Origin of the sequence: Pseudomonas petroselini, assembly GCF_045037875.1 — a bacterium.
GTDB classification, from domain to species: Bacteria; Pseudomonadota; Gammaproteobacteria; order Pseudomonadales; family Pseudomonadaceae; genus Aquipseudomonas; species Aquipseudomonas petroselini.
Window position 1 is genome coordinate 756,271 of sequence record NZ_CP173614.1, and the last position, 18,730, is coordinate 775,000.

At 59.6% G+C, this 18,730-nt stretch carries 17 protein-coding genes; 2 read left to right on the top strand and 15 right to left on the bottom strand.

What is annotated here, in order from left to right:
- Positions 1–19: 19 nt before the first annotated feature.
- From ACI512_RS03605 to ACI512_RS03675, 15 genes are all read right to left on the bottom strand, one after another.
- Positions 20–1,402: a pitrilysin family protein gene (locus ACI512_RS03605; RefSeq protein WP_236380354.1), complete on the bottom strand. Its 1,383-nt coding sequence runs from the start codon at positions 1,400–1,402 to the stop codon at positions 20–22.
- Positions 1,403–1,459: 57 nt separating this feature from the next.
- Entirely contained in the window at positions 1,460–3,118 is a 1,659-nt protein-coding gene (locus ACI512_RS03610) for a Na/Pi cotransporter family protein (protein ID WP_046035891.1), read from the bottom strand.
- Between the two features lie 403 nt (positions 3,119–3,521).
- Positions 3,522–4,289, bottom strand: a complete 768-nt coding sequence (locus ACI512_RS03615; protein ID WP_064053126.1) for a TerC family protein — start codon at positions 4,287–4,289, stop codon at positions 3,522–3,524.
- Between the two features lie 68 nt (positions 4,290–4,357).
- Entirely contained in the window at positions 4,358–5,665 is a 1,308-nt protein-coding gene (locus tag ACI512_RS03620; protein ID WP_236382016.1) for a CitMHS family transporter, read from the bottom strand.
- Between the two features lie 378 nt (positions 5,666–6,043).
- Positions 6,044–8,005 (bottom strand): DUF4105 domain-containing protein, encoded by a 1,962-nt coding sequence (locus ACI512_RS03625; RefSeq protein WP_012721545.1) that lies wholly within the window; start codon positions 8,003–8,005, stop codon positions 6,044–6,046.
- Positions 8,002–8,322: a DUF2388 domain-containing protein gene (locus tag ACI512_RS03630; RefSeq protein ID WP_012721546.1), complete on the bottom strand. Its 321-nt coding sequence runs from the start codon at positions 8,320–8,322 to the stop codon at positions 8,002–8,004. The genes ACI512_RS03625 and ACI512_RS03630 overlap by 4 nt, the downstream gene beginning before the upstream one ends.
- Before the next feature lie 38 nt (positions 8,323–8,360).
- A complete protein-coding gene (locus ACI512_RS03635; protein ID WP_236382018.1) occupies positions 8,361–8,669 on the bottom strand; it encodes a DUF2388 domain-containing protein in 309 nt (102 codons plus the stop codon).
- A gap of 103 nt (positions 8,670–8,772) precedes the next feature.
- A complete protein-coding gene (locus ACI512_RS03640; RefSeq protein WP_012721548.1) occupies positions 8,773–9,093 on the bottom strand; it encodes a DUF2388 domain-containing protein in 321 nt (106 codons plus the stop codon).
- A gap of 136 nt (positions 9,094–9,229) precedes the next feature.
- The gene (locus tag ACI512_RS03645; RefSeq protein WP_064053123.1) at positions 9,230–9,415 is read right to left on the bottom strand and encodes a DUF1127 domain-containing protein; all 186 of its coding nucleotides are present in this window, start codon (positions 9,413–9,415) and stop codon (positions 9,230–9,232) included.
- Between the two features lie 263 nt (positions 9,416–9,678).
- The gene (locus ACI512_RS03650) at positions 9,679–9,894 is read right to left on the bottom strand and encodes a DUF1127 domain-containing protein (protein ID WP_012721550.1); all 216 of its coding nucleotides are present in this window, start codon (positions 9,892–9,894) and stop codon (positions 9,679–9,681) included.
- A gap of 318 nt (positions 9,895–10,212) precedes the next feature.
- Positions 10,213–11,706: an acetyl-CoA hydrolase/transferase family protein gene (locus ACI512_RS03655; RefSeq protein WP_012721551.1), complete on the bottom strand. Its 1,494-nt coding sequence runs from the start codon at positions 11,704–11,706 to the stop codon at positions 10,213–10,215.
- A 179-nt stretch (positions 11,707–11,885) separates the two neighbouring features.
- Entirely contained in the window at positions 11,886–13,322 is a 1,437-nt protein-coding gene (locus ACI512_RS03660; protein ID WP_236382020.1) for an NAD(P)(+) transhydrogenase (Re/Si-specific) subunit beta, read from the bottom strand.
- Positions 13,322–13,642, bottom strand: coding sequence for an NAD(P) transhydrogenase subunit alpha (locus ACI512_RS03665; RefSeq protein WP_003220416.1), 321 nt, complete (start codon positions 13,640–13,642; stop codon positions 13,322–13,324). The genes ACI512_RS03660 and ACI512_RS03665 overlap by 1 nt, the downstream gene beginning before the upstream one ends.
- A 15-nt stretch (positions 13,643–13,657) precedes the next feature.
- Positions 13,658–14,779, bottom strand: coding sequence for a Re/Si-specific NAD(P)(+) transhydrogenase subunit alpha (locus tag ACI512_RS03670; protein WP_012721553.1), 1,122 nt, complete (start codon positions 14,777–14,779; stop codon positions 13,658–13,660).
- Between the two features lie 452 nt (positions 14,780–15,231).
- Entirely contained in the window at positions 15,232–16,131 is a 900-nt protein-coding gene (locus ACI512_RS03675; protein ID WP_046035894.1) for a LysR family transcriptional regulator, read from the bottom strand.
- A 158-nt stretch (positions 16,132–16,289) separates the two neighbouring features.
- Between ACI512_RS03675 and ACI512_RS03680 the strand changes: the two genes are divergently transcribed.
- On the top strand, positions 16,290–17,471 hold the full coding sequence (locus tag ACI512_RS03680; RefSeq protein ID WP_003170842.1) for an acyl-CoA dehydrogenase: 1,182 nt from the start codon (positions 16,290–16,292) through the stop codon (positions 17,469–17,471).
- A gap of 12 nt (positions 17,472–17,483) precedes the next feature.
- The gene (locus tag ACI512_RS03685; protein WP_236382022.1) at positions 17,484–18,704 is read left to right on the top strand and encodes a CaiB/BaiF CoA-transferase family protein; all 1,221 of its coding nucleotides are present in this window, start codon (positions 17,484–17,486) and stop codon (positions 18,702–18,704) included.
- Positions 18,705–18,730 lie beyond the last annotated feature (26 nt).

Here is an 18,730-nt window from a genome sequence, read left to right on the forward strand (position 1 = left end):
CCCGTTGTCCGGTGCCTCATTACGCAAACCGTTTGCGATAAACCCGCACGCCGATCAACACAAAGGTGATCAAGCCGAGCACGCCGGCACCGATCCAACTCAGGCCGTCATAGCTGAGCAGCGGTTTCTCGATACGCCAATAGCCGGGCTGCTGGAACACTTGGCGCATGGCCTGGTTGGTCTGGTCCAGGCTTACCGCCTTGATGCGCTTGACCGGGTCGCCGAAGTGGCCGTTGTTGTAGTCACCGGAAGCGCTCCAGTAGTAGTCGGCCAACGCGCTGTTGCCCTGCACTGCCCAGGCCTGGCGCGCGATGGCGGCTTGTTGCAAGCGAGCGAATACCGCCGGATCGAGGCCATCCTTGAGCAGTTGGGCCTTGAGGTCCTGGAGAACCTGCTCTGCTTCGGGGAGGTTTTCGCGCTCAAGGTCGGCATTCAGGCTGAGGAAGCCGACGCCGCCGAGGACTTCACGTTCGCTCCAGGGGCCGTAGGACAAACCGTGCTTGAGGCGCAGTTGGCGGTACAGCGCCCAATCGAGGTAATCCTTGAGCAGGTCGTAGGTCTCATCATGCTGGTCGTCCAGCACCGGCTCGGGGAACAGCCAGTGCAGCTTGGCGCTGTCACCGACCCAGCCATGGATCAGTTCGCGATGGCTGGCGGCGGCGTGCTGGATCTCCGGCAGCGCTGGGTGTTCAGTGGGGTCAACCGGGTCGAGTTGCCCGAAGGTGCGCTCCAGATAGGCCGGCAGCAGCTTGTCGAGGTCGCCGACGATGATCAGGGTCATGTTGTTGGGCGCGTACCAGTGTTTGCGCAGGTGCTCCAACTGGTCGCGGGTCAGGTGGTCGACCTCGGCGCGCTCGGCGCATTTGAGTCCCAGTTCGACCGCCAATTGGTTGCTGGCGGTGTGGCCCAGGTCCTGGCGGTCCAACAGGCGTTGCAAGTGTGAGTAGTGGCCGCCGTCTTCACGTTCGACGACCTGCTTGGCGGCGTTGATATTGGCGTCGGTCAGTTCGGTGCGGGTGATGATCGCCAGCAACAGGTCCAGCACTTTGCGCTGGTTTTGTGCGGGCGCCTCGATCACAAAGGTGGTGTCGGCGTTGCTGGTGTAGGCGTTCCACTCGCCGCCCAGCGCTTGCATGCGGTCTTCCAGCTCACCTTCGCCGCCGCCGTCGATGCCGCTGAACAGCAGGTGTTCCAGCAGGTGCGGCAATTCCTTGTCTTCGCAGCTGAAGTCATCCAGGCCCACGCCCACCACCAGGCGGATCGCCACATGCCCGCGCTCGGTGCCCGGTTTGAGCAACAGTTGCAGGCCGTTGGGCAAGGTGTAGCCCTCGACTTGCAGGCGGTCAAAGGCGAAGACGTGGGCAGAGCCCATGAGCAGACAAGCGAACAACAGGCGACGCATAACAAGCTTCCTGGCGAGTGAGGTCAGTGTTAACTGACTTCACGGGCCATCGTACGTTCAGGGCGAATGTGTGATGTCGGCAATATCTTCGGCAGAGAGCGCGCCGGTGTCGGACGTTTCCAAGACTACATAAGCACTGCTGCAAAACAACGAGTTCAGTCGTTTCATGTCGGCAATCAGTTCCAGGTGCAGGGAGCTGGTCTCCAGGCTTTGCACGATTTTGCGCTGTAGCCGGCTGACGTGGGCGTGGGCCAGGCGGCGTTCCTGGGCGCGGAAACGGCGTTTTTCGCGCAGCAATTGGCGGGCGCTTTCCGGGTCGGCGCTGAGGAACACCGACAGGCCCAGGCGCAGATTGGCGATCAGTTGGCTGTGCAGGCCAGTGAGTTCTTCCAGGCCGACTTCGGAGAACTGGCGACGCTGTGAGGTTTTTTGCTGCTGGACTTTGCGCAGCATGCGTTCGATCAGGTCGCCGGCCAGTTTGAGGTTGATGGAAAGCTCGATGATTTCCGCCCAGCGGCGGCTGTCGTGCTCGCTGAGGTCTTCGCGGGGCATCTGCGCCAGGTAGAGTTTGATCGCGCTGTAGAGCGACTCGACGTCATCGCTGAGGCTGCGCATTTCCTGGGTGATGGCGGTCTGTTTGCCACGCAGGACTTCCTGCATGGCGGTGAGCATATTGTCGATCAGGTCGCCCAGGCGCAGGGTTTCACGGGCGGCGTTGGCCAGCGCCAGGCTCGGTGTGGCCAGGGCGGCCAGGTCAAGGTGGCGTGGTTTGGCCTTGCCATTGGTTTCTTCGCGCTCGGGCAGCAACCAGGCACATAGCCGGGCCATCGGGCCGATGGTCGGCAACAGGATCAGGCAGCGGCTGACGTTATAGAGCAGGTGGAAGGTGATGACCATGCCTTGGGCGCTGTAGTCCAAGCCGTCCATCCACAGCACCAGCGGGTCGAGTACCGGGATGATCAGCAGCAAGCCGATCAACTTGTACAGCAAGCTGCCCAGCGCCACTTGGCGTCCGGCGGCGTTTTGCATGCTCGTGCTGAGGAAAGCCAGGACGCCGCTGCCGATGTTTGCGCCGATCACCAGGCCGATCGCCACGTGCAAGCCGATCACGCCGGCGCCGGCGAGGGTGGCGGTCAGCAGGACGGCGGCCAGGCTGGAGTAGGAAATCATCGCGAACAAAGCGCCGACCAGGGCGTCGAGCAAAATGTCGCCGGTCAGCGAAGCGAACAGCACTTTCACACCTTGGGCGTGGGTGATGGGGCCGGCGGCTTCGACGATCAATTGCAGGGCGAGGATGATCAGCCCGAGGCCGATGCCGACCCTGCCCAACTGCCCTGCCCGCGTTTGTTTGCGCGACAGAAAGAAAATCACCCCGAGAAAGATCAGCAGCGGTGACAGCCAGGACAAGTCAAACGTCAGCACCCGCGCCATCAGCGCGGTACCGACGTCGGCACCGAGCATGGTCGCCAAGGCGGGCATCAGCCCCATCAGGCCCTGGCCGACAAAGGAGGTCACCAGCATCGCCGTGGCGTTGCTGCTCTGCACCATGGCGGTCACCAGGATACCGGCGATAAACGCCAGCCAGCGCTTGGACATGTTCTGCCCGATGACTTGGCGCAAGTTGGAACCGTAGACCCGCAGGATGCCGGTACGGACGATGTGCGTGCCCCAGATAAGCAGGGTCACGGCGGAAAGCAGATTGAGCAGGGTCAGCATGCTCGGCCCCCCGTGTAGGTGCGCTCTAAAATGAGCGAAGGAAAGTTACCGCGTGCCGCTCTACGTCTTTTACTTAAGCTGTAGTTGGCGAATGGGCTCTGCGCCAGCATCGCATAGCTAAAGTGGGGATTGAAACAAAACTGTCATGAAATCAGCTTTTTGCAGATGAGAAAAAGGGGCTCGAAAGCTAATGCCGGTCAGTTAAGGGTGAGCACCGTACCTGTGGCGAGGGAGCTTGCTCCCGTTGGACTGCGCAGCAGTCCCAGTCTTTTGAAACAAAGAGCTGGGGCCGCTTCGCGGCAAAACGGGAGCAAGCTCCCTCGCCACAGGTTATTTTTTACCCTTTCCACGTCTTAACTGACTGGCATTAGGCTCGAAAGCCCCTTTCAGCAGCGGGTCAGCTTTATTGACCCGGAATGTCTTTGCGCAGTTTCACCGGATCCTGCTGTTTGCGCTTTTTCGCGATGGCCGTACGCATCTTGATGTTCACCGCTTCCACCGCCAGCGAGAACGCCATGGCGAAGTAAACGTAGCCTTTTGGCACGTGCACATCGAAGGATTCGGCGATCAGTACGGTACCCACCACCAGCAGGAACGACAGGGCCAGCATCTTCAGCGACGGGTGCTTGTCGATGAATTCGCTGATGGTGCCTGCGGCCAGCATCATCACCAGTACCGCAACAACAATCGCCGCGACCATGACCGGCACGTGGGAGACCATGCCGACAGCGGTGATCACCGAGTCCAGGGAGAATACGATGTCGATGATTGCGATCTGGATGATGGTGTAGATGAACTTACCACCCTTGCCGCCTGGCTCGTCGTGGGTTTCGTCTTCACCTTCCAGTGCGTGGTACATCTCCTGGGAGCTTTTCCACAGCAGGAACAGGCCACCGAAGAACAGGATCAGGTCGCGGCCGGAAATGCCTTGGCCGAAGACCACGAACAGGTCGGCGGTCAGTTGCATCACCCAGGTGATCGACAGCAGCAACAGGATGCGCGTGACCATGGCCAGGGCCAGGCCGAAGATCCGGGTGCGCGCCTGCATATGCTTGGGCATGCGGCTGACCAGGATCGAAATCATGATGATGTTATCGATGCCCAGGACGATCTCGAGGGCCGTCAGGGTGAAGAAGGCAATCCAGATTTCCGGATTGGTCAGCCATTCCATGTGTATTCCTTTGAGCAAGTGTTAAACCGCGCAAGCTGCAGCGCCGCGCGGTGAGTGAGTCGGTACGATTATAGAGTGCTGAACAGCGGAAAAATCCCCATCAGCAATGCGGCGAACATTATGCACAGGCACACCAGTACTGCCCACTTCAGGGTGAAGCGCTGGTGATCGCCAAATTCGATACCGGCCAGGGCTACCAGCAGGTAGGTCGACGGTACCAGCGGGCTGAGCAAGTGCACAGGCTGGCCAACGATGGAGGCGCGGGCCATTTCCACGGCGGTGATGCCGTAGTGGCTGGCGGCTTCGGCGAGCACTGGCAGAACGCCATAGTAGAACGCGTCGTTGGACATGAAGAAGGTAAACGGCATGCTCACCAGTGCGGTGATCACGGCCAGGTACGGGCCCATGGCCTCCGGGATGACCGCCAGCAGGCTCTTGGACATGGCGTCGACCATGCCGGTACCGGACAGGATGCCGGTGAAGATACCCGCGGCGAAGATCAGCCCCACCACCGCCAGTACGCTGCCGGCGTGGGCGGCGACGCGGTCTTTCTGCTGTTGCAGGCAAGGGTAATTGACGATCATCGCGATACTGAATGCCACCATGAACAGCACCGGCAACGGCAACAGACCGGCGATCAGGGTGCACATCAGGGCCAGGGTCAGCGCGCCGTTGAACCAGATCAGCTTGGGACGACGAGCGTCGGGGTATTGCGACACGCTGATTTCGCTGTGGTCGATCTCATCGCCTTGCAGGTGCAGTTCACCCAGGCGCGCACGTTCGCGTTTGCCGTACATGTAGGCAATCACCAGGATCGCCAGCACGCCGGCGGCCATCGCCGGGATCATCGGTACGAAAATATCCGATGGGTCCACATGCAGCGCACTGGCGGCACGGGCGGTCGGGCCGCCCCAAGGGGTCATGTTCATCACGCCACCGGCGAGGATGATCAAGCCTGCCATGATCCGCGGGCTCATGCCGATGCGCTGGTACAGCGGCAGCATCGCGGCCACGCAGATCATGTAAGTGGTAGCGCCATCACCGTCGAGGGACACGACCAGGGCCAGCACGGCGGTACCGACGGAGACCTTCAGCGGGTCGCCCTTGACCATCTTGAGGATCTTGCGCACGGCCGGGTCGAACAGGCCGGAGTCGATCATCAGGGCAAAGTACAGAATGGCGAACATCAGCATCACGCCGGTCGGCGCGAGCTTGGTGATGCCTTCGAGCATCATCGGGCCGATCTTCGGGGCGAAACCGCCGAACAGCGCAAACAGGATCGGCACGATGATCAGGGCGATCAGCGCGGACAGGCGCTTGGTCATGATCAGGAACATGAAAGTGATGACCATGGCAAAGCCAAGGAAAGTCAGCATAGGAATACTCCAGGCGTAGCGCGGCTAGGGAATGGCGAACCGGGTGGGGTCAGCGCAGAACGAAAGGCACGAGGCGTACGGGTGGAGTGGGGGCGAACAGGCGGGTACGGACGGACATCGGGAATCACCATTGTTGTTGTTAACAGCCGGTCTGTTGCCGGCAGTGGAGGCGATCCTAGACGGGTAAGCTTTCAGCCAGCTTTCGCCGGAAAAACAGGTGACGAAGGGAATGCACGCAGTCTCTGGTTTTATGTAGATCAAAATGTGGGAGGGGGCTTGCCCCCGTTAACGGTGTGTCAGCCTGTGTATGCAGTGACTGGCACTCTGCAATCGGGGGCAAGCCCCCTCCCACATTTGTCTGTGTTTGGCTTGAGGTTTTTAGGGTAGTTCCAGACCGCCCGCTGCTTTGTGCAACGTCCGCAAATGCTCGCCCACCAGTTTGAGGTTGGCTTCGCAGGCGGCAATTTCGGCGGAGCGGGAAGGATCCAGCAGCGCCCTCACCTCTTTATCCAATTCGCCGGTCAGGGATTGCAGCTGCTTCTGGCGCTCGGCGCTTTCCGATTCAAGACGCTTTGCTTCCGAAGGTTGCGGCAGGCCATAACCACCGCTGCCCAGCAGCTCCGCCGGGCGACTGAGGAAGCCGCTGTTGGCGAGGATCTGCTGCAGCGTGGCGTTGGCTTTCTCCATGCCACCGTTTTTCAGCTCGCGGGCACCGAGGTAGCGTTGTTTGACTTCGTCCTGGGCCAGCATCAACTGCTTGCGAAAGCTTGCCTGCTCAAGCAGTAGCAGCGCGGCGCTGGTGCGCAGATCGGCCTGGCCGAACCACTGGCGGCGCTCCTCTGCACTGAGGGACAGCCAGTCTTCAACCTGGGTCTGTTTGATCGGCAGGCGTTTGCGCAGCACATCGAACATGGCCTGGTAGCGTTCGCGGAAGGAGTCGAAGTGATAACCCAGGCGCAGTGCCCGGCGTTTGTCATCCAGCACGCTGGTATCGGCCAGGCCGCGGGCGTTCAGGACTTCGAGCAGACCGTTGGGAGTGATGTTGTCCAGGCCGGTCAGTTGCGGGTTGGCGCTGCCGCTGCGTAGCAGTTTCAGGCTCTCCACCGCGCAGTTGTTGGAGATGAAGAAGTAGTTGCCGTCGTAGCTCCAATGCATCTCGGCGGCGTGCTCGACGGTGTCGTTGATTTCCTGGCGGGTCAACTTCAACGGTACGGAAGCCAGGCCGCGCAATTCGGTCTTGGTGTATTCGTCAATCACTTGCGCCAGCGGCAGTACAAACAACCGCGATGGGTACTTGCCGACCAGGCCATCCCAGCTCGATAGCTGTACGTCACCGACGAACGCGCGGTAGGACAACACCAGATGCTGGTCCAGGTCCAGGCGACAATCCGGCCCACGTGGACGCCCCGGCGCACAGATCACCAGGCGTAGCATGCTGTGGCCCCAGCGGCTGACCAGGTTCTGGTTGGCTTCGGCCAGCAGGTAGTCGATTTCGTAGACGCGCTCCGGGTCCACATGACCCAGCGGCGTCTTGGCGAAATCGTTACCGGCGTTCAGGAAGGCGTAGGTGCTGGCGCAGGTGTCTTGTTCCGGCGGGGCCCAGCCGAAGTGTTCCTGGTAATAGCGGAACAATGCCGGGCGCCGGCAGGCGTAGCTGGGGTCGAGGAGGAAGTACTCCATGTTGACCGCGACGAATTCCAGCGGGCTGGTGGTTTCGTAGATGTCCGGGCTGCGGGCGACCTGATGGTTGTGCTGCTCACGCTCGCCGCGACGGCCGACGTATTGCGGCCAGCCGGCAAGGTCCAGCAGGCGCGGGTCGTCACTGAGGGTAAAGCGACGGCCATTCTGGCCACGGCATTGATCAGGCAGGCCGATCAGGCCGGTGAGGTTATTTTGGCGGCTGCAACGATTGATCAGCGCGCGGTCCTCTTTGGACCACAGGCGCGCACGGTCATAGATGTGGGTCAGTTCGTGCAGCACCGTGGCGAGCATTTCGCGACGCACGGTGCCGTGGGGGCGATTGGTTTTCTGCGTGGCGGCGCTGCCGTCGGTCAGGCTGGCGAGCAGGTTACGGTTGAGGTCCAGCTCGGACACGAGGGAGGCTTGCCCGTAGGCATTCTCGGGCATTTTGTCGGTCCAGCCGACATCGATGCGCCGGTCCAACTGCTCGATAAAGCGCGGCGGTAAAGAGCGCATGGCTTCGTCGAGCAACGCCTGGCTGGCCTGCTGTTCAGCCGGGCTCAGACCCTCGGTCTTGAGCCGCAGTTGCAGGCTGGCCTGGGCTGCGCTGGCACACAGCAGCACAGTCCCGGCCAGGAGCCAGGCGGCAATTCGCCTCACAGTGCGAGGATAGCTTCTGCGAGGGTCTGGTCACTGGCGTCGCGGGCTTCCGGCAGGCGTGTGCGCAGGGTGTCGAAGGCCGCTTCCAAGTGCGCGCCACGGATCTCGCCGTTGGTAGCGACGAAACTGGCGGCGTCATCGTGGGCTTCGCGCACCACTTTGGAGTCGCGGATGGAGGTGGTGGTGTCCGAAGTGAAATCAATGGTGCGGCCTGAGGCGCGAACAATGATGTTACTGGTGGCCACCAAGGTATGCGCCTGGGCAACGTCGGCCAACAACAGCAGGCCAAGGGTGGCGGCGATCAGCGGGCTACGCATGGAATTACTCCGAATACAAAGATGGAATACAAAGATGATTATTGGACGAGAATTGCTTGCGCCAGTTCAAGGTCGCTGGCGTTAAGTTTTGGTTGGCTGCGGCGCAGATAATCCAGCGCTGACTCCAGCCGTGCGCCCCGCCATTCGCCGTCAGTGGCGATAAACGCGGCAGCGTCATCCCGCGCGGCCATTATCACTTTTTTGTCGAAGGGTGCGGAGGTCACCTTGCTGGTGGCATACGCGCTCACGACCGTGCTCTGGGTGGTGAGGTCAAAGGCCGAAGCCCATGGTGACCAGCCGCAGAAAAACACCACAGGGACTATTAAAAGGCGGTATGAAAAAGCCATGGGACTCAACAACTGAAAGCGAGCGCCAAGGCTAGCGCAATGCCCAGGCGAGAGCCAGTGCATCGGTATCAGGGAGCGGCAGACGCTCCCTTTGTGCTCCGAATCAGATAGCCAGGATCGCTTGGGCCAGTTGCGCGTCAGTCGCGGTATTCAATTGCGGCGCTTGTTGGCGGATCTGTGCCAGGGCGCTCTCCAGTTTCACACCACGAATGGCACCTTCGCTGGCGACAAAGCTGGCAGCGTCGTCACGAGCGGCACGCACGACCTTGTTGTCGCGCAGCGAAGAAGTGGCATCGGAGCTGGCGTCGGAGGTGGCCTTGAGCGCGCCGACGATGGAGTCGGTGGTCACGATGAAGCTGGTCGCGCTGGCGTTGGCAGTCAGGGCCAATAGGGCAGCAGCACTCAGCAAGCGAAGACGGGACATGGGAAGACTCCTGTAGATGAACGGATAAGGTGGCGCAGGGCAGCCATTGGGGATCAGACGCCTGTACAACGCGGTTCGCCACGTGGTGGCTGGATATTAAGCCGCCGCTTATCCGTTCGGGAAGCTTCTTGACTGCCTAGTCACGCCAGAACGGCTTGGACAGCTCGGCGATTCGGTCGCCATGGCTGATGCCCAGGTCTGACAGTTCCCGAGCATCAAGCTGTGACAGTTGACGCCGTTCATAAGCCAGGCGTGCCCATCTAACGAAGGCAAAGGCCACCTGGCGTGGCAGCCGCTTATAAAGAGGGGAAGTCGTATCCATGGCGAGTACCTTTCATGAGGTCTTGGATCACCATGTTGGATGGGGCGGGGTGACCGATACAGATACACCAGAGTTAAATTGTACTGCTTAACTGTTGTGTTTTATTAACTGTACCTGTGATTGAGAACGGCTTCTGTTTTTACGCTCAAAACCCCAAACCCGGAAACAACAAAGCCCGCCTCCGGTTTCCCGGGGCGGGCTCTGTTTTGACAAATCAGGTTGCTGGCAGTGGACCCGTCAGGTCAGGGCCAGCGAGCGCTAAATCAGCGCCAGAACGGCTTGCTCAGCTCTTCGTAGCGTTGAGCTTCGCTGATGCCTGCGTCAGCCAGCAGACGCGAATCCAGGCGAGCCAGTTGGTGGCGGCTGGAGATGCGGCGCTGCCACAACATCAGGTTGGCGATAACGCGCAGAGGCAGGGAAGCCTGGGTGTTTACAGCTTTTTCTTCAAAGAACAGTTCGGAACTGAGTGTACGTTCCATGATGACATCCTTCCGCTTGTGGCGGGATTAGGTAGTGGTTTAACTGATGCCAATGATCCTCTCCCGGCGCAAGACTCTCTAGATACAGTTCACCTGTATTGTGAGGGGCCAGTTAACTGTTTATAGACGCTGTACTGTACGAAAATAGGGCAACTGTACTTGTCTGCACTTAAGTGGTGCGAAATGGCCATTTTCGATGAGGGGTGTGGGATATTTCGGTAGGAAATGACCGGTACAGCAGTACAGTTTTTTCAAGAAGTGGTAGCGACAAGGCCGAGCTGATGAAACTGTATTTGCATCAGCTCGGATCTGTATCAATCAGGCCTTGAGCATGTGCCCGGTTTCTTCCAGGTTAATGTGCCAGCTCAGTGCTTCGCGCAGGATGTGCGGGGTATGCCCGCCGATCGCGCAGGCAGCATCGAAGTAACTGTTCAGCGCATCGCGGTACGCCGGGTGCACACAGTTGTCGATGATCACCCGCGCTCGTTCCCGTGGCGCCAGGCCACGCAGGTCAGCCAGCCCGACTTCGGTCACCAGGATGTCGACGTCATGCTCGGTGTGGTCCACATGACTGACCATCGGCACTACGCTGGAAATTGCCCCGCCCTTGGCAATCGACTTGGTCACGAAGATCGCCAAGTGCGCGTTGCGCGCGAAATCCCCGGAGCCGCCAATGCCGTTCATCATGCGCGTGCCGCAGATATGGGTGGAATTGACGTTGCCGTAGATGTCGAACTCCAGTGCGGTGTTGATACCGATGATGCCCAACCGACGCACCACCTCAGGGTGATTGGAGATTTCCTGCGGGCGCAGTACCAGCTTGTCTTTGTAGTGTTCCAGGTTGCCGAACACATCGGCATTGCGTCGCTCTGACAACGTGATCGAGCTGCCCGAAGCGAAGCTCAATTTGCCTGCATCGATCAGGTCGAAGGTCGAGTCCTGCAACACTTCCGAATACATGGTGAGGTCTTCGAACGGCGAGTCGATCAATCCGCACATCACTGCGTTGGCGATGTTGCCGATCCCTGCCTGCAGCGGGCCGAGCTTGTTGGTCATGCGTCCCGCATCGACTTCCTGTTTGAGGAAGTTGATCAGGTGATTGGCGATGCCTTGTGTGTCGCTGTCGGGCGGCGTCACGGTAGAGGCCGAGTCAGCCTGGTTGGTGATCACGATGGCGACGATTTTTTCCGGTGGGATCGGGATGGCGGTGCTGCCAATGCGATCATCGACTTTCACCAACGGGATCGGCGTGCGCGTCGGCCGGTAGGTCGGGATATAGATGTCGTGCAGCCCTTCCAGGTTGGGGTTGTGCGCCATGTTGATCTCGACAATCACCTGCTTGGCGAAAATCGCGAAGCTGGCCGAGTTACCCACAGACGTGGTGGGCACAATATGCCCCTGTTCCGTGATTGCGACCGCTTCAATCACTGCAATGTCAGGCAGCTTGAGTTGGTTGTTACGCAATTGCTCGACGGTTTCCGACAAGTGCTGGTCGATAAACATCACTTCGCCGGCGTTGATCGCTTTGCGCAAGGTACTGTCGACCTGAAACGGCATGCGTCGGGACAGCACGCCGGCTTCGGTCAATTGCTTATCCAGGTCATTGCCCAGGCTGGCGCCGGTCATCAGGGTGATTTTCAGCGGAGAAGTCTTGGCGCGCTCGGCCAAGGCGTGGGGGACGGCCTTGGCTTCACCGGCACGGGTGAAGCCGCTCATGCCGACGGTCATGCCGTCTTCGATCAGTGCGGCGGCGTCTGCCGCGCTCATGACCTTGTTCAACAACGAAGGCAAGCGGATGCGATCACGGTACATGGATTCTTATCTCGGGCTACGGAAGCAAGGTGCGCAGTTTAGTGATTTCAAAAAAAATCGGCCCGCTACCATGGTCGAATGCCAGGTAGCGATTTAGAGCCTTTGGTCGGGTTTCATGCAGTAATAAAAAACCCCAGCCTACAAGAGGCCGGGGTTTCGAGTATTGCGCTGAAGCAGTGTTACTCGACGGCTTTGACCATGTCTTCAATGACCTTCTTGGCATCTCCGAAGACCATCATGGTCTTGTCCAGATAGAACAGCTCGTTATCCAAACCGGCATAACCGCTGGCCATCGAGCGCTTATTGACGATGATGGTTTTGGCCTTGAACGCCTCGAGGATCGGCATGCCGGCAATCGGTGAGTTCGGGTCGTTTTTGGCGGCCGGGTTGACCACGTCGTTCGCGCCAAGCACCAGCACCACATCGGCCTGGCCGAACTCGGAGTTGATGTCTTCCATTTCGAACACTTGGTCGTAAGGCACCTCCGCCTCGGCGAGCAGTACGTTCATGTGCCCTGGCATACGGCCCGCCACTGGGTGAATCGCGTATTTCACGGTGACGCCGCGATGAGTCAGCTTCTCGGTCAGTTCCTTGAGTGCGTGTTGCGCTCGCGCCACTGCCAGGCCATAGCCCGGCACAATGATCACGGTGTCGGCGTTGGTCAGCAGGAAGGTCGCGTCGTCGGCCGAACCGGATTTCACCGGGCGCGCTTCTTTCGAGCCCGCCGCCGCGCTGGCATCCGGCGCATTGCCGAAACCGCCGAGCAGTACGTTAAAGAAGGAACGGTTCATCGCCTTGCACATAATGTACGAGAGGATTGCGCCGCTGGAGCCCACCAGGGAGCCGGCGATGATCAGCATCGAGTTGTTCAGCGAGAAGCCGATGCCCGCCGCTGCCCAGCCGGAGTAGCTGTTGAGCATCGACACCACCACCGGCATGTCCGCGCCGCCGATCGGGATGATGATCAGCACGCCAAGCACGAAGGCCAGGGCCAGCATCAGGGCAAAGGCGGTGAGGTTGCCGGTGAACATGAACGCCAGGCCGAGGCCAAGTGTTGCGAGGCCGAGCACCAAGTTCAGCTTGTGCTGGCCGCCGAACTGTACCGGTGCGCCTTGGAACAGACGGAACTTGTACTTGCCCGACAGCTTGCCGAACGCGATCACCGAGCCGGAGAACGTAATTGCGCCGATGGCCGCGCCGAGAAACAGCTCCAGGCGGTTACCGGCTGGAATCGAGTCGCCCAGGTGTTTGACGATGCCCAGGGATTGCGGCTCGACCACCGCGGCAATCGCAATAAACACGGCGGCCAGACCGATCATGCTGTGCATGAACGCCACCAGCTCCGGCATCTTGGTCATTTCTACGCGCTTGGCCATGATCGAACCGGCGGTGCCGCCGATCAGCAGGCCGACGATCACATAGCCGATGCCGGCGGTGGCGAGCTCAGCGCCCAGCTTATAGATGAGGCCCACTGTGGTAAGTACCGCCAGCGCCATGCCGAGCATCCCGAACAGGTTGCCGCGCCGCGACGTGGTCGGATGTGACAGGCCTTTGAGGGCCTGGATGAAGCAGATCGACGCGATCAGGTAGAGCGTCGTTACCAGATTCATGCTCATTACTTCGGCGCCTCTTCTTTTGCTTTCGGGGCTTTCTTCTTGAACATCTCAAGCATGCGGCGGGTGACCAGGAAGCCACCGAATACGTTCACTGCTGCCAGTGCCACGGCCAGCGTGCCCATGGTCTTGCCCAGTGGAGTGACGGTGAGGGCTGCGGCGAGCATGGCGCCGACGATCACGATCGCGGAAATGGCGTTGGTCACCGCCATCAATGGCGTGTGCAGCGCGGGCGTTACGTTCCAGACCACGTGGTAACCGACATAAATCGCCAGCACAAAGATGATCAGGTTGTAGATACCGGGGGAGATAAGCTCTTCCATCGTCTGAATCCCTGCTTAGGCGTTTTTGCGGATGACTTGGCCGTCGCGGCACATCAGGCACGCAGCGACGATGTCGTCTTCGAGGTTGATTTCAAACTGCCCTTCCTTGGTGAAGACCAGTTTCAGGAAGTCCAGCAGGTTGCGCGCATACAAAGCTGAGGCGTCGGCAGCGACGGCACCGGCCAGGTTGGTCGGGCCGCAGATGATCACGCCATTTTCCACCACCACCTGGTCGGCGACGGTCAGCGGGCAGTTGCCGCCTTGGGCGGCGGCGAGGTCGATGACCACTGAGCCGGGCTTCATCTGTGCGACGGTTTCGGCGCTGAGCAGGGTCGGCGCTTTTCGGCCGGGGATCAGGGCGGTGGTAATGACGATGTCGGCCTGCTTGGCGCGCTCGTGCACGGCCAGGGCCTGGCGCTGCATCCAGCTGGTCGGCATTGGACGTGCATAGCCACCGACCCCGACGGCGCATTCGCGTTCTTCATCGGTTTCGTAAGGCACGTCGACGAATTTGGCACCCAGGGATTCGATCTGCTCTTTAACGGCCGGGCGCACGTCAGACGCTTCGATCACTGCACCCAGGCGTTTCGCTGTGGCAATGGCTTGCAGGCCTGCGACACCGGCGCCCAGGATCAGTACGCGCGCGGCTTTCACGGTGCCTGCGGCCGTCATCAGCATCGGCATGAAGCGCGGGTAATGATGCGCAGCCAGCAACACGGCTTTATAGCCGGCGATGTTGGCCTGGGATGACAGCACGTCGAGGCTCTGGGCCCGTGAGGTGCGTGGCGCTGCTTCAAGGGCAAAGGCCGTGATGCCGCGTTCGGCGAGCTTGGCAATGGTTTCATTGCTGAACGGATTGAGCATGCCCACCAACACGGTGCCGCTTTTGATCAGCGCCAGCTCGCTGTCGCTGGGGGCCACCACCTTGAGAATCAGCTCGGCGCCAAACGCATCGTTGGCACTGCCAATGGTTGCGCCTGCCGCTTCATAGGCATTGTCCACGACGCTGGCCTTTAGGCCTGCCCCGCTTTGTACAGTGACCTTATGGCCCTGGCCGATCAGCTTCTTGATGGTTTCCGGGGTGGCAGCCACCCGCGTTTCACCGGTCTGGGTTTCGAGAGGAACACCAATGTGCACGTCAAATCTCCTGCATGATCTTTTTGCTTTTGATCTTTTTGTAAAAAGGCCAGTGCACCGCGAGTGGCGCAACTGGGGCGGCCGATCAGCACGATCCCGCTGAAATGACAGCGGGGCGCGGCATTTTGCAGGCGAACTTTACGGCCTTCAAGGGATTATGACGGGTGACGAAAAATTAACTACAAGTCACCCTGTGACTGATTGTCGCAATACCCTGAAATAACCTCTTCAAATACATGGGCTTAAAGGGCTGCAGGCAGTTTTGCACTCTTTTGCCATCGCCGGTGTGAATAGTCGGCTATTGGCTTTTGACAGTCGCTATAAGCCAGGTAGATCATGGCTTTGAGCCTTTTCTTGGACTGACAGATACAGTCTGCTGAAATGCGACATATACGTATATCTGTAGGATTAAAAAGTTACTGACTACAAAGTCAGTAATACGGTTGTGGCCTTTAAATGCTGGGGCTGTAGCGCTGGGACTGGTCGATAAGCCAATCCCTGAAGGCGTGCAATGAGGCAGATTCAACCTTTTTGTCAGGAATCATCAGGTAATAAGCCTTTGAGCTGCTCAGCGCCTCTGGGCTGGCGATCAGCAATTGTCCCTCCTCAAGCTCGCGCTGGATGAGGAACGGTGGAATCAGCGCGATCCCCATATCGTGCATGGCGGCCTGGGACAACATCGAGAATAGCTCGTATCGGGGGCCTGTCATGTCGCGGGGTATGTTCAGTTGTTGGGCGTTGAACCATTGGCGCCACGCGTAGGGGCGTGTGGTCTGCTGCAGAAGCGGCAGTTCTGCGATCTCCTGGGGACTGAACCGCGTGCGGCTACCCAATAGCCGAGGGCTGCACACTGGGACAGGGTTTTCCCCCATCAGTCGGTGGGATTCTGTGCCGGACCAGTCGGCATCGCCGAAGTAGATCGCGGCGTCGAATTCAGTGTCGGCAAACAGGAAGGGCCGTGTTCGGTTCGTGAGGTTAACGGTGACTTCGGGGTGCTGGCGTTGGAAGTCCTTGAGGCGAGGAATCAGCCATTGAGTACCGAATGTCGGGACCACGGCCAGTTCGATGGTGTTAGCGCCCTGCTGACCCATGACGGAAAGCGTATCGCGTTCCACCGCATCCAATTGCGTGGCCACGCGACGACTGTAGGACAGCCCCGCTTCTGTAAGCTTTACCCCACGCCGTGAGCGGCGAAACAGCTCGACACTTAAAAACTCTTCAAGGCTGGCGATCTGTCGACAGATGGCACCTTGCGTGATCGAAAGCTCCTGCGCCGCCTTGGTAAAGCTCTCGTGGCGGGCTGCCGCTTCAAAACTGACAAGGGCGGTGGTGCTGGGAATTTTTCTGCGCATATACCGTGTCCTCACTTACTAAAGCGCATATGCGCCTTTCTCGGCTACTTCGAAGTGAGAAATTAGCACAACCCTATGCGGAAACCTCGTTTGCCCTCTGCGCGTGTCGGGCCTAGGCTGCTTCCACGACTTCCGATTCTTTCCGCGAGGACTTATTCATGGCTGGCAAGGCAAGCTTCAACTGGATCGATCCACTGCTGCTCGATCAACAGCTCACCGAAGAAGAGCGCATGGTGCGCGACAGTGCTGAGCAGTTCGCCCAAGACAAGTTGGCCCCGCGTGTGCTCGAAGCCTTTCGCCATGAAAAGACCGACCCTGCTATTTTTCGCGAGATGGGCGAGACCGGTTTGCTCGGTGCGATGATCCCTGAGCAGTACGGTGGCAGCGGCTTGAATTACGTCAGCTATGGGTTGATCGCGCGCGAAGTGGAGCGTGTCGACTCCGGCTATCGCTCGATGATGAGTGTGCAGTCGTCACTGGTCATGGTGCCGATCAACGAGTTCGGCACTGAGGCACAGAAACAGAAGTACCTGCCGAAGCTGGCTTCTGGCGAATGGATCGGTTGTTTCGGCTTGACTGAGCCCAATCATGGCTCCGATCCGGGTGCGATGATCACTCGTGCTCGCAAGGTCGAGGGGGGTTATAGCCTGACGGGCGCGAAGATGTGGATCACCAATAGTCCGATCGCGGATGTGTTTGTGGTCTGGGGTAAGGACGATGCTGGCGATATTCGTGGGTTTGTCCTGGAGAAAGGCTGGAAGGGCCTGAGCGCTCCGGCGATTCATGGCAAGGTCGGGCTGCGCGCCTCCATCACCGGTGAAATCGTCATGGATAACGTGTTTGTTCCGGAAGAGAACATCTTTCCGGATGTGCGCGGTTTGAAGGGGCCCTTCACCTGCCTTAACTCGGCGCGCTATGGCATCTCCTGGGGGGCGTTGGGGGCCGCCGAGTTCTGCTGGCATACCGCTCGCCAATACACGCTTGATCGCCATCAATTCGGGCGCCCATTGGCGGCGACCCAGTTGATCCAGAAGAAGCTGGCCGATATGCAGACTGAGATCACCCTGGCCCTGCAAGGTTGCCTGCGTTTGGGGCGGATGAAGGACGAAGGTACGGCGGCGGTTGAAATCACGTCGATCATGAAGCGCAACTCGTGTGGCAAGTCCCTGGATATCGCACGCATGGCGCGTGACATGCTGGGTGGCAACGGTATTTCCGACGAGTTCGGGGTGGCACGTCATCTGGTCAACCTGGAGGTGGTGAATACCTATGAAGGTACTCATGACGTGCATGCGTTGATTCTGGGGCGCGCGCAAACCGGTCTTCAGGCGTTCTATTAATAGGAGCACGGCATGGGCGCGCTTTCGCATCTGCGGGTACTGGACTTATCGCGAGTACTGGCGGGCCCCTGGTCCGGGCAGATCCTCGCGGACCTTGGGGCTGAGGTGATCAAGGTTGAACGGCCGGGCAGTGGTGATGACACGCGCGCCTGGGGGCCGCCATTCCTCAAGGATGCTTATGGTGAGAACACCAGTGAGGCGGCTTATTACCTGTCGGCCAATCGCAATAAGCAGTCGGTGACTATCGATTTCACGCGGCCGGAGGGGCAGGCGCTGGTCCGTGAGCTGGCGGCCAAGTCAGACATCCTGATCGAGAACTTCAAGGTGGGTGGTCTCGCTGCGTATGGGCTGGACTATGAGTCGCTCAAGGAGATCAACCCGGAGTTGATCTACTGCTCGATCACTGGCTTCGGTCAGACGGGGCCATATGCTACGCGTGCGGGTTATGACTTCATGATCCAGGGGCTCGGCGGGCTTATGAGCCTGACTGGTCGCCCCGAGGGTGATGAGGGGGCTGGGCCGGTGAAAGTGGGCGTCGCGCTGACTGACATCCTGACGGGGCTCTACTCGACCGTTGCTATCTTGGCGGCACTGGCTCATCGGGATCATGACGGTGGTGGGCAGCACATCGATATGGCGTTACTGGACGTGCAGGTGGCATGCCTGGCGAACCAAGCGATGAATTATCTGACGACAGGAGCGTCGCCCAAGCGCCTGGGGAATGCTCACCCGAACATCGTGCCTTATCAGGACTTTCCCACGGCCGACGGTGATTTCATCCTGACGGTGGGTAATGACGGGCAGTTTCGTAAGTTTGCTGAAGTGGCCGGGCGGCCACAGTGGGCGGATGATCCGCGCTTCTCTACTAATAAGGTGCGGGTGGCCAATCGGGCGGAGCTGATTCCGTTGATTCGCCAGGCTACGGTGTTCAAGACGACGGCTGAGTGGGTATCGCAGTTGGAGCGGGTGGGTGTGCCTTGTGGGCCGATCAATGACCTAGCCCAGGTGTTTGATGATCCGCAGGTCAAGGCGCGCGGCTTGGCGATGGAGTTGCCTCATGCGTTGGCAGGGATGGTGCCCCAGGTTGCCAGCCCAATACGGTTGTCGAAGACGCCTGTGGAGTATCGGAGCGCGCCTCCTCTGCTGGGTGAGCATACGGCCGAGGTGCTTCAGGAAGTACTGGGGCTGGGCATGGCGAATATAGTTGCTCTAAAGGCGGCGGGGGTTATTTGACTGCTTCCTTCTATATAGAGGGTATT